Source organism: Vibrio gazogenes (genome assembly GCF_002196515.1).
Lineage (GTDB): Bacteria > Pseudomonadota > Gammaproteobacteria > Enterobacterales > Vibrionaceae > Vibrio > Vibrio gazogenes_A.
Genome location: NZ_CP018835.1, coordinates 3,345,771 through 3,358,890, shown reverse-complemented (window position 1 = coordinate 3,358,890; position 13,120 = coordinate 3,345,771). Strand labels below are relative to the sequence as shown.

Annotated in this window: 7 protein-coding genes; 2 read left to right on the top strand and 5 right to left on the bottom strand. The window is 43.3% G+C overall.

All coding sequences use genetic code 11. From position 1 onward, the window contains the following. Window positions 1–283: 283 nt before the first annotated feature. Both BSQ33_RS15245 and BSQ33_RS15240 read right to left on the bottom strand, forming a co-directional pair. Window positions 284–1,822: an alpha-N-arabinofuranosidase gene (locus tag BSQ33_RS15245; protein WP_088134448.1), complete on the bottom strand. Its 1,539-nt coding sequence runs from the start codon at window positions 1,820–1,822 to the stop codon at window positions 284–286. A 760-nt stretch (window positions 1,823–2,582) separates the two neighbouring features. Continuing rightward, window positions 2,583–5,162, bottom strand: a complete 2,580-nt coding sequence (locus BSQ33_RS15240) for a bifunctional aconitate hydratase 2/2-methylisocitrate dehydratase (protein WP_420070636.1) — start codon at window positions 5,160–5,162, stop codon at window positions 2,583–2,585. A gap of 435 nt (window positions 5,163–5,597) precedes the next feature. Here BSQ33_RS15240 and BSQ33_RS15235 point away from each other — a divergent pair, with 435 nt between their 5' ends. Together BSQ33_RS15235 and BSQ33_RS15230 are read left to right on the top strand one after the other, a co-directional pair. Continuing rightward, window positions 5,598–6,656, top strand: coding sequence for a 4-oxalomesaconate tautomerase (locus tag BSQ33_RS15235; protein ID WP_021020189.1), 1,059 nt, complete (start codon window positions 5,598–5,600; stop codon window positions 6,654–6,656). Between the two features lie 601 nt (window positions 6,657–7,257). Further along, window positions 7,258–7,944: a response regulator gene (locus BSQ33_RS15230; protein WP_021020188.1), complete on the top strand. Its 687-nt coding sequence runs from the start codon at window positions 7,258–7,260 to the stop codon at window positions 7,942–7,944. Between the two features lie 246 nt (window positions 7,945–8,190). Here BSQ33_RS15230 and BSQ33_RS15225 read toward each other — a convergent pair whose 3' ends face one another. The 3 genes from BSQ33_RS15225 to BSQ33_RS15215 all read right to left on the bottom strand — a co-directional run bounded on the left by BSQ33_RS15225 (window position 8,191) and on the right by BSQ33_RS15215 (window position 12,903). Further along, entirely contained in the window at window positions 8,191–9,633 is a 1,443-nt protein-coding gene (locus tag BSQ33_RS15225) for a DASS family sodium-coupled anion symporter (protein WP_088134446.1), read from the bottom strand. Between the two features lie 151 nt (window positions 9,634–9,784). Next, window positions 9,785–11,422: a sensor histidine kinase gene (locus tag BSQ33_RS15220; RefSeq protein ID WP_085049864.1), complete on the bottom strand. Its 1,638-nt coding sequence runs from the start codon at window positions 11,420–11,422 to the stop codon at window positions 9,785–9,787. 251 nt (window positions 11,423–11,673) lie between these two features. Beyond that, entirely contained in the window at window positions 11,674–12,903 is a 1,230-nt protein-coding gene (locus BSQ33_RS15215; protein ID WP_021020185.1) for an MFS transporter, read from the bottom strand. Between the last annotated feature and the right edge of the window lie 217 nt (window positions 12,904–13,120).

Genomic DNA, 13,120 nt, shown 5'->3' with positions numbered 1-13,120 from the left:
AATCGCCATCAATACTGTTAGCTTTGCGATTGGAACCCGACAAGTTTTAGGGAAAGCATCAAATTTTAGTTTAAGCCTGTTACCTTTATGTTTTTTTGGGGGTTAAACAGCGACTTTAAATTCCATCTGGGATCTACCCCTTTTTTCAGTTTTTTGTTAACTCTTGTCGTCGCTAACCTCAAGTTATTTTAACAAATTGAGAGGAGTTTGATAGCTGGCCCATAGCTAAAAGCCAGACGAGTCCCCTCGCCTGGCTTTATATCTGACTAAATCTGACTGACCGCTACTTGAGCGTTAAGACAACCACTGATTTCGCAGGAAGTACAAAACTATCCGCCCAGTCCTGAAAAGGTTGAGGCTCTAAAGCATGTGGATTATCGAACGTATTTTTAGCGTTGATAGCATCAGCAGTTAAAATACGTCCCGCTAAGATGGTGTTAATTTTTCCGTTTAGATTCAAATCAATATCTGCATCGTTCACCGGATCCAAATTGACCAAAGCCATGTATATACGGCCATCCGTTCCCTGCGCTAACGAAGCACTGACCGCAGGTAGCTCTTTACCATCCATCGCATACTTCGTGGTGTCCAGCGTAAATGGAATCGATGTTGCGTCCTGAAATATCTTGTACATATCGTAAACATAGTACGTCGGTGTTTTGACCATTTCTGCACCGTCAGTCAGGATCATGGCTTGCAGCACATTGACCATTTGCGCGATGTTGGTCATATGAACACGTTTGGCATACTGGTGGAACAAATCGAGGTTGACGGCTGCAACCACCGCGTCACGCAAGGTGTTCTGCTGATATAAGAAGCCGGGTTCACGGCCTTCTTCCGTGTCATACCATGTGCCCCATTCATCCACATAAAAACCTAACTTACCACTCGGGTCATTGCGATCCAGAATATCGATATTATTTTCCAGATAGGTTTTCATGCGATAGCTGTTTGCTAGGGTGTTAAACCACACCGTATTGTCAAATTCAGTCGCACTGCCTTTGTTATCCCAATCGTCGTTGGGGAGAGTGTAGAAGTGGAAACTGATCCCATCCATTTTGTTGTGGATCTGGTCGCTCAGAACTTCAGTCCACTGGGTCCCACCGGAGGTATCACCGCTTCCCACCAATAAGATGTTTTGATCCGGAGGCGTTTGAATGGCTGACGAGTACTGACGATAAAGGTCAACGTATTGATCCGGCTCCATATTACCGCCACACCCCCACGCCTCGTTACCAATGCCAAAGTATTTGATTTCCCAAGGTTCTCGTCTGCCATTGGCACGGCGTTCATTGGCAAGTACGGAATCCGTATCGGATGTCATGTATTCAATCCAATCCGCCATTTCCTGCGCACTACCGGTGCCTAGGTTACCGTTGATGTAAGTATCAGCACCAATCAGATCCGCTAAATCAAAAAATTCGTGAGTACCAACTGCGTTTGTTTCGTCAACGCCTCCCCAGTTTGAATTGATGGTAACCGGGCGATCCGCTTGAGGGCCAATCCCATCCCGCCAATGATATTGATCGGCAAAACAGCCACCCGGCCAGCGAATCAGAGGGACTTTGATGTCTCTTAAAGCTTGAACAACATCGTTACGAAAACCTTTTGTATTCGGAATATCGGAATCGTGTCCGACCCACAAGCCGCCATAAATACCTCGTCCTAAATGCTCAGCAAATTGGCCATAAATGTCTTTGTTGATGACTGCGCCACGCTCTTGTAAATTGGCGTTAATGGTCACCTGATGATTGGCCGCGAATGCATTGCTCGCAAACAACGAAGCGGTGAGTATCGAGAAAGTGAATACCTTTTGTTTCATTTATATTTTCCTTAATTTAAGTTGTATAACACCCAGAATACGAGCGTTAAAACGCTATTGGCTTTATCGTAAATAGGCTCGATTGCAACCGAACAACTTAAGCGGACGCCACTTGGTTGATAACTTTGAGAAAGTAAAAACCAATGTGATCAATAAAATAATGCAAGCCTTTAAACTCGATAATAAATTGCTCATTCGTCTCGGTATTGCCAAGCACGTCGTTTCAGATGCCTTCCTCATGACATAACCGAACTTTTAAAAACTGCCGATACGACAGCGAAAACACCCCGAATCATTGAGTCTTTGCAAGTGCCTGTCCACAGAGAACAAGCACCAAAATCGCACTTAAACATTTATCTAATGTATACCCAACCTCAAGATGCAGTTTCAGCGAGAATCTCTAACACAGTCTCTGAGTTCAGTGAAATCGCCCTTCGGGAGTGATTCTTGAGGTTACTTGGGTATAAGTAAATCATTCATTATTATTATAATATTGTGAAAAACGCTTTACTGAGGCGTCGTTCGAATAACTACGGCCCCTAATTGGCAATAAACAAAATAACAACCATTCGGGGGAAAGCATTTGTCACAACATTTAAATTTTAAATGTGTACTCTGCATCGCTTCATTTAATATTCATGCAGATTTTAAGTGCGGCTGAGGCATCAAAAAAAAAACAGGCAATACCATTTGGTACCACCTGTTTTTTATCACATGTTTTCAATCAAGGCATGTGGCTAAAACCGATTATCTTTGCGTTCTAGCAGGACACAACGGCAATCCGGTTTTCAGTCTGATAGGCAACATCCTGATCAAACAAAAGCTCCTGATACAGACTGTCTTGATTCTCGCTGAGGACAGACACGCGGGAACGGTACTCATCAACACTCGGTAAGTAGCCCAGAATAGCAGTGACTGCGGCCAGCTCAGCCGATGCCAGAAATACTTTAGAACCTTGTCCCAGTCGATTCGGGAAATTACGTGTCGATGTTGAAACCGCCGTTGCACCTTCTCTGACCTGAGCCTGATTGCCCATACATAAAGAACATCCGGGTTCTTCAACCCGCGCTCTGGCCCGAATATAGGTGTTCAAAATACCTTCTTTGCGTAGTTGTGCCGCATCCATTTTTGTTGGTGGTGCTATCCACAGTGTTGCATGAGTCAGATCCGGTAATTTATCAAGCAATTTACCGACGGCCCGGAAATGACCAATATTGGTCATACAGGAGCCAATGAACACTTCATCAATTTTAGTGCCTGCGACTTCAGACAATTGACGCGCATCATCCGGATCATTTGGACAACAGAGAATCGGTTCGTCAATCTCAGCCAAATCAATCTCAAGCGTCGCTGCGTATTCGGCATCCGGATCTGCGGCCAGCAAGGTTGGTTTTTCTAACCAGGTTTTCAGCGCATCGACTCTGCTTTGCAAAGTATCCCGATGGCCATAGTTTTGCCCGATCATCCATTCAAGTAGGGTGACATTTGAACGCACATTTTTAATCACCTGCTCTGGCGCTAACGCAATTGTCGTTGCCGCTGCCGAACGCTCTGCGGTTGCATCGGCTAATTCAAATGCCTGATCAACAGATAAGCTTTCCAGCCCCTGAATTTCAATGATACGTCCGGAGAACACATTGACCTTATTGGCTTTTTCGATCGTCAGTAACCCCTGTTTTCTGGCAAAATAAGGAATGGCATGCACCAAATCACGCAGCGTAATACCTGACTTCATCTCACCTTTGAATTTCACCAGTACCGATTCCGGCATATCGATAGGCATCGTCCCGGTTGCAGCAGCATATGCCACCAAACCGGACCCGGCAGGGAATGAAATACCCATCGGGAAACGAGTATGACTGTCACCACCGGTACCCAGTGTATCTGGGACTAACATCCGGTTAAGCCATGAGTGGATCACACCATCGCCGGGTCTCAGTGCGACTCCGCCCCGGGATTCAAAAAATTCCGGCAGTGTTGCATGAAGCTGGCTGTCAATCACACGGGGATAAGCATTGGTATGACAAAATGACTGCATCACCAGATCAGCACTGAACTTCATACAGGCCAGATCTTTAATTTCATCACGCGTCATCGCACCGGTGGTATCCTGAGAACCAACCGTCGTTACTTTGGGTGTGCAGAACGTGCCCGGTCGAACCCCGGCAACACCACAGGCTTGACCCACAATTTTTTGCGCCAGAGTAAACGGTTGGTCAACGGTATCCGCTTTGGGCTTGTCTTGTGTTAAACCTAATGATTGACGCACGCGCTCAGTCAGAGATTTACCAATCAGGTAAGGGATCCGGCCACCGGCACGAACCTGCGCCAGAATGGCATCATGTTTCAGTGTAAACTCAGCCAGGACTTCATCACTGCCATGACGCTTAATCAGCCCCTGATATGGATAAATATCAATCACATCGCCCATAGCAATATTTGAAACATCAACTTCAATCGGCATGGCGCCTGAATCTTCTAATGTATTAAAGAAGATAGGCGCAATCTTACCCCCTAACACAACCCCACCCCTGCGTTTATTCGGTACGCAGGGAATGTCGTGGCCGATGTACCAGATTAATGAGTTCGCCGCCGATTTACGAGAAGACCCGGTGCCGACAACATCACCGACAAAACAGATAGGATGACCGTGTTGCTTTAATTCATTGATTAAACGGACTGGCCCTCGCTCTCCATCCTGATCCGGCTGAATCCCGTCGCGGGCATTTTTATACATACTCAGAGCATGGAGTGGAATATCCGGTCTTGACCATGCATTCGGTGCCGGCGAGAAGTCATCAGTCGTTGACTCGCCCGTGACTTTGAAGACGGTCATGGTCAGGCACTCAGCAACCGGTGACTGACGACTCAACCACTCTTCCTGAGCCCAACTGTCTACCACCTGCTTCGCGTATGTATTGCCTTCACGAGCTTTTGCAATGATATCGTCCGATTTTTCATACACTAACAGCATATTTTTCAGCTGGTTTGCTGCTTCTTCAGCCAATTGAGCATCATCCAACAGTAAAATCAGCTTATCCACACAATAGCCACCCACCATGCTACCCAGCATTTGGGTCGCCTCTCGGGGAGAAATTGCCGCAACGGAAAGCGTCCCCTGAGCAATCTGACCGAGGATGTCTGCTTTTACTTTTGCAGCATCATCCACACCGGCAGGTGTATGATTTTTCAATAAATCAAGAATCTCTGCTGATAATGCACCGTCGGCTTCGGACTGTAACAAGGCAAAGCAAGCCTGAACCTCTTCAGCAGTTAAAGCGGGTTTTACCACCCCCTGAGCCGCGCGTTCTTCGCATTTATCGAGATATTGTTGATATATTCGCTTCATCGGTAATGTTCCCTTCTGGAATTAGAAATTGGGACCATTTTATGGTTTTTGCTCTCCAGAAATATGACATGTAACCGAATGAAAAAGTAAATAAAAAACAGTATAGATTTAATGAACAAAAAAGAGTTTTTACCTTCAAATTATTGTTATTGAACGATAAGGATTAGCATTTACCTAAAAAAATGCATTCTCCGGACACAATGTACCGCGCACTCAACCGCGCACGATTCAGATATAAATCATTATGCATATAGCTATTCAACAAAGCACCACGGTAATAGTGACGAATCTACAACGATCTCAATAATTTTGTTCATTATAACCATACTGTTTTTTTAAATTTAGTCATCGTCCTTCAGACCTCTCACATCTCTTTTCCCGATTAGCAGAAGATCAGTCTTATTACTGGATAACAAGAGAGATCCTATGACTCAGCTAACTCAACTGCCCTTAACTATGATGCGTGGCGGCACTTCTCGCGGTCCTTACTTTCTTGCCTCAGATTTACCTGAAGACCGGGAAGAAATTGCTAAAATTCTGGAAAAGGTAATGGGCTCTGGCCATGAGCTGCAAATTGAAGGCATTGGTGGCGGAAACAGTCTCACCAGTAAAGTCGCCATTGTCGGACCATCATCCGAACCGGGTGTCGATGTTGATTATCTGTTTGCACAAGTCGGCATCACTGAGAAAAAAGTCGACTTCTCGCCTAACTGCGGAAATATCCTTTCCGGTGTCGGTCCCTTTGCACTGGAAAAAGGTTTAGTCAAAGCCAATGGTGACAAAACCACCATTCGTATCCGCAATTTAAATACCAACAAAATTATCCACGCCACGGTTGAAACCCCAAACGGCAAAGTAAACTATGATGGCGATACTTACATCAGCGGCGTCAACAGCCCGGGTGCACCGATCGAATTGAGTTTCCTTGATGTGGAAGGTGCAAAAACGGGAAAACTCTTCCCGACAGGCAATGTGCAGGACCAATTCGACGGTTACAATATAACCTGCATTGATGCTGCCATTCCGGTCATGATTGTTGATGCAGCCCAATTCGGCAAAACGGGTTACGAGAAACCGGCCGAACTGGATGCAGATACTGAATTTACCCAAAAACTGGAAGCTTTACGACGCCAGGCGGGAGAAATGATGGGATTGGGTGACGTCTCCGATAAAGTCATTCCCAAACCAATTTTGGTTTCAAAACCGGCAACGGATAAAGGGACCATTAACGCGCGTTACTATGTGCCAAGAACATGCCATAAAGCGATTGCAGTCACCGGCAGTATTGCTCTTGCCATGTCGCTATGCCATCGCGGAACAGTCAGCGACGACTTACTTTCGCAAGACGCAGAGCTCGTCGACTGTTGTATTGAACACCCATCAGGATTCATCGATCTGAAAGTCGCCCGAGAAAATGGCAAAGTGTCGTCGGTTTCTCTGGTCAGGACCGCTAAAAAAATTCTCGATGGTGTCCTCTCACTCTGATGCTATCTGAAGTAAAAATCCGCCTGCTTATCTCGTGAGAAGGCGGATTTTACTCAAAACAACACACGCCTTATTGTCCTGCTCAGGAATATTTCTCTAGCTTAGGACTGGAATAACCGATAAATCACTGACAATGAACATAGATTAATAATATCTCGATAGATCATACTTACTCTTTCAGATATCCTGAATAGTATTCCCCATTCAGCGCAATATTCATTCACTAATAGATTTTTGAGTGATTCATGCTTAATTCAAACAGTTCTAACCGACTTCGTAAAAATCACCGGGCCATGATGTAGAAATCCATTTGAATATTGTATTCATTTCTACCAAAGTCATCGCTTTAATGATTTACTTTACAACCACAAGTTCATGAACAACATTTATCCCGTGATTGATTCAGATCAACCCCGAGTCCAACTCATGTTTTAGATAGAATACTCAGTCAGACATCACTAGATCTTAATTTTAAAAAATACTATTATCTTGCCTTCATTCACTTCCTTTATTTGGCATCTGTGTTAGTGTGACATCTATCACTTATAATGGGACAATGACCCGGTAGTTTCATCAATTTTAGTCAAGGCTAAATTATTCTATGAACAGAATTGATTTATTAATCGTTGAAGATATTAAAGAGATTTCGGGCTTATTATCTGACCACATTTCTCAAATATACCCATTCAGAGTTGTCGGCACAGCCAAATCACTTGCTGATGCAAGGATGATGCTCAATCACTTTTCAGTGAAACTGATCATACTGGACAACTACTTACCAGACGGAACCGGCATTGAATTTTTCCGCAGACTTCGCTCTCAGGATAGCAACATTGATGTCATCTTTATTACTGCGGCGAATGATATTGAAACAGCGACAAACGCCATTCGTCTGGGTGCTTTTGACTACATCATCAAACCATTTGCGTTGGATCAGATTTCTGAAACGCTGGGACGCTACTATCAGTTCCATAAAGAAATCAGCCTGAATCAAGACGGCCAGATAGACCAAAGCTTCATCAAGAAAATGTACAACAAGCACAATAACTCAGAAGAAGGCATAAGACATCCCAAAGGTATCGATGAAATTACCTTACAGCAAATTCTGGCTGTCTTTTCAAAAGACCAGAGTTACACTTCTGTGCAAGTCAGTGTCGAAGCCTCTGTCAGTCGGACAACCGCCAGAAGATATCTTGAATATGCGGTCAGCAGTGGGTATTTAAAAGCGACCGTCAAACACGGAAAAGTGGGCCGACCTCAACGATTCTTCAGCAAAGCCGTCGTCTGATTCCACTTTCTCTCTTATTCCCGCCAGGCGGGAATCATCCTTTCTGTATACTTTCTTTTACTTCTCTTTTATCCGTACTCATCCGATATGCTCAGATGCCTGACAACAAGGTTTCATGCCTGAGGCGATTCATCTTGCTTCATCGACCAGACACAGAACTGCCCGGGATTTCTCATCTGGAAAGAGATATCAACCGGGCAGCTTTTTCGATTTATCTAAACTGATCAATGTGACTCAGGGGAAAATCTATAGTCCAAGTATATTCCACCACCACAGACCGATTGTCATGTTAATCGCATAGTTAATGAAAGTAACCACAGCCCCGACGGTCCACCAGTTTTTCAGCGGTACATAGTTTTCACTAAAGATGATGGGACCGGCAGCACTGCTATAGTGAGTAATACCACTACCATAGACAGCAGAACATGCCAACGCGATAGCTAACTGACCAGGAGAAACCCCCATCATCAGCCCCAGCGTAAAGAATACCGGAATCATCGATACAACGTAGGCAGAACCAGAAACAATGAAATAACGAACCAACACACTACACAATACAATCAGCATAAAGGCCAGCGTAGCGTTAGTATCGGCACTGGCCAAGTGATTCATCAATGAACCAAGCCAAGAGAAGAAGCCTTCTGCTTTCAAAGAGGCAGACAGCCCGATGACACCACCAAACCAAACAAGTACCGTCCATGCACCTTTAGCCTGTAATACTTCATCCCAAGACATAACACCACAGAGGAGCATCAGCATAAATGCTGCTATCGCAACAACCGCAGCACTCAGATGGAATATAGACCCCATCACCCAGCCAGCTAAAGCCAGAATGAAAATAATACCCAGCACTTTTTCTCTTTTACTAAAAGCACCAAGCTCTTCCAGACCTTCTTTAGCAATGCGTTTATTATCGATTTTTTTCTCTTCCGGTGGATACACCATATAGATAATCAGCGGTGTCAGAAGCAGCATGACGATACCAGGAACAACGGCACCAACGAACCAGCTCGTCCAAGTCAGATCAACACCAAGAATGTCTTTAATAAACGGTAAAATCAGCAGGTTGGGAGCAGCCGCGGTCAAAAATACATAAGCTGTTGATTTAGTATTTAAAAACGAGTTCATCATCAGATAAGAACCAATTTTTCTGGCACCTGAATCCGGGTAGGAATTCAGAGAAGCTGAAATACTTTTTGCAACAGAGAAGACGATCCCACCGGCTCTGGCCGTAATCGATGGTGTACAGGGGGCAATAATGAAGTCTAGCATAGCCAGAACATACCCCAGTCTCAGACTGGTTTTTCCGAACTTATCAATCAGAAGATATCCAATCCGTTTTCCCAGACCAGTGACCAGAATTGCGTTACTCATAATTAACGCAGAAAATACGATCCAGGTTGTCGTGGATGAATATCCGCTTAACGCCAGCTTCGCATCGCCACCAGTCAGACCGATAACCGAAATCACGGATAATAAAATTACAGGGGCAGGAAAAGGTTTAAATATTAATCCAAGGATTGTCGCGATAAACAAGCCACATAAATGCCATCCCTGGACAGATAAACCTTCCGGAGCTGGTGATATATAAAATAGAAGTGGAACAATAACGACCAATAATATGGATAACAATTTCTTGTTAATAAAGGGCTCTCGTGGGAGCCTTTCGCTCATCAGTGTCGAAGTCATAATTTGTCACTCTCAGCATTAAAATAAATAACTGAGTAGATAGTAAATTCAAACAAGAATATCATCTGTGACAATAAACTTTGAATAATCAAGTGAAAATCAACAATATGGGTTTAATGGTTTTAATTCCATTGAATCAGTACCCCGAAAATTAATCCACTTCAACATATCTTGATTGCTTTGATATAGAACAAATTTTTAACGGAATAAACACAATAAATAAAGCGCCGCCAAAATCTGATTCTTCAATAACAATTCGCCCTCCGGCTTGCTCAACCAGTGTTTTAACCAGATGCAACCCAATGCCGTGATTATCACCATCTTTCGAAGTGACACCACGCTCAAAAATTTTGTCGACATCTTCTTCGGAAATCCCTCTGCCACTGTCTGCAACTTCAATAATGAACTCATCACTCTGATAGACATACAGACTGACAACCCGTTGCTCTGCGTTACTGTTGACTATTTCTTCAAAAGCATTGCTGATCAAGTTGCCAATAATACACGTGATATCCTGTATATCGATGGGTAACAACTTACTGTCAATCTGACTCATCGGATCGATCTCGAGCGTAATGTTCAGCTCTTTCGCCCGCGCTCTTTTACTTAGGAACATCGCAGCAAGGTCAGGTACGGGTAACATCCTTGATATTTCTCGAACATCATTCTGCCGGGTCGAAAATTCTGTATTAATGTATTGCAAGACACTGTCATAACGTCTCATCTCAAGTAAGCCGTAAATCACAGACATCTGGTTGTTGAACTCGTGAATGATCGCTCGGAGATTATCTTTATCCTTTGCATACTGATTCATTTTGTTTTCGAGCTCAGTTTGCATGGTATTAATGCGAAAACTCACAACTAAACCGAGCTCATGGCCCTGTTTATCGTATATGGGTTTACGGGTCGCAATCAGAGAATGACCATTGCAAATAATGGTTTCGTCTTTCAGCTCTTCAAGAGAGTTACTGCTAAAAAAATCCGTGTTAAAGATATAATCTGAAATGGGTTTCCCACGGATGTCCGCGTCAAGAATGTCCAAATATTCCATTGCAGCATCATTAATCAGAACCACGTTATCTTCTTTGTCTACAGCGACAATCCCCTCATAGACAGAATCAAGAATATACTGACGATAAACAAAGCCTTTTTCTATCTGCTCGGGCGTCATTAAGTTTAACCGGTAACGTAAGCTGCGGATTAATAAATAACTAATCCCCAGATTAATGAACCAGGCAGCAATAAATAACATTGCAATTTCATTCAGATCTTTTTTCTGTTTTTCGATGAATTTAGGGTAAGAGATACCGGTAGAAACAATCCCGATAAAGCGACCATGATAAAAAATCGGCACCCGAGCTTTGACTAAAACCCGCCCGTACAACCCTTCACTGACATCTGAGATTTCCTTTCCCTGCGCAATTTCATCAATTTTATTAGAATGAATTTTGTGGCCGATCTCATAGCCTTTACTATGAAATAACCGGATGCCATGAGTATTTGAGATAGAGATGTACTCAATTTCACCTCCCCATTGATACTTTTGAGCAATCTCGGTCAATTTTTTGATGTCTTTCTTAAATACTTGTTCAGACAATAGCGGATCATGAGCAATCACTCTGGCCTGAGATAACCCGTAGTTTTTCAATTCTTGAAGATTTTCAGAGAAATTTCGGTTATAGAGATTCAGGGCAACCAGCACTAGACCGATAAAGCAAAGCACATTAATGGTCACGACCAGTTTAAAGTAATACGACCTTTTTCTAAGGTAGATAATATTTCTTACCACTTTGTCCCCCCAACTGAACGTTTTTCTAAATCATAATGCTACCCTATTATACTGATCTATCTCATGTGAAGAATTAAAAATAGTTTTAATGAACTCAATCGTTGGTGTCATTCAACGTAAAACCGGGTGACCACAAGAAGGGGGAATGGGAACCGGACACCCGAAATGAATCATGCCAGTAACTCATCCGTTTTGAGTTACCGACATTCAACCTGGTCTGACGCTCCAGAGGAGGATGCGCTCAGACTAAACTAGCTTCTGACAGCAACCAGTGCCTCATTACGCTGGATTTGCGCTTTTAAATAAGTTGCAATGCAAATCCCGATACACAAAAGCGCGATAACAAACGTTGCCATACCAGCCCATCCGAAATAGGTATAAACATATCCGTTACAGTAGCCAAGTATAGAACCACCCAAGTAGTAACAGAACAGGTACAGAGACGTTGCCTGACCTCTGTTATGAGTCGCATTTTTGTTTACCCAACGCAGACATACAGAGTGGCATCCAAAGAAACAACCGGTAAAAATCACAACACCGATAAGTAACGTCGTCAGTGTATGTGTCAATGCTAACAACATACCCACGATCATGACGGAAAATAATCCGGTTAAGACTTTAGTTGCACCGAATTTATTTGCAAGACGGCCAGCCTGAGGTGCTGTAATCACACTTAAGATAAAACAAACTGAAATTAAACCAGCCTGAGCATGTGTCAGATTAAATGGTTTATGAGAGACATAGAAAGTCAGGTAGTTATATAGTGACGCAAATGAGCCAAAAATAATAAATCCCAGACCATAAACAGGTGAAATCATTTTATTTTTGAAGTGTTCACCCATCCCGTTAATCATCCGACTCAGATTCAGTTTTGGCGTCGGTTTAAAGTTTTTGGACTCAGGCAAAATAACCAGAACTAAAACAGAAACACACAATAGTAATATCGAAAATCCATAGAAAATATTATGCAGCGTGGTATGTTCAATCATTTGACTGGCAAAGACACGGCCGGACATCCCGCCCATTGAGTTACCAAAGACAAAATATCCGGTGACGATACCAGCAACGGCCGGAGCCACTTCTTCACTGATGTATGCCGTTGCTGCCGCAGCGATGCCACTGAGTGTCAGCCCTAACAGCCCCATGACCGCAACCAGAACATTCCAGGAAGTGATAAACGAGCAACAACAAGTCAGTATCGCGCCGGAAAACAGAGAAGTCACGATGAGTTTTTTCCGGCCGAACCGGTCAGAGAGACTTCCGGTAAACAGAAGACCGATTGCTAACAAAGCCATTTCAACCGACAGAATAATACTCACATGGTCGACAGAAATATGATATTTATCAGAAAGGAAAGGAAGCAGAGGCTGAACAAAATAAATTGATGCTAATTCAGAGAGACCAGAAAGAGCCAGAGCAAAAGTAACTGCAATATAAGATTTATTTCTATTCCCTTCACCGAATGTATTGGAAGTTTTCATAATATTCTCATGGTGATTATTTAAGTTGGATGTTTTTAAGATATTCTTATGTCGTCATGTTGAGCGATATATCCGACTCGCAGTACCCTTCTCAAACATCCTTTTCATCGAATGATAAACGTTAATATTTGTGGTAATGAGCCCTTGTCAGTTGAGGTGACGATACAGAAAACCCTTCTATAGTAACTCTTCTCTTACCATGAAAAATTTGATTTCA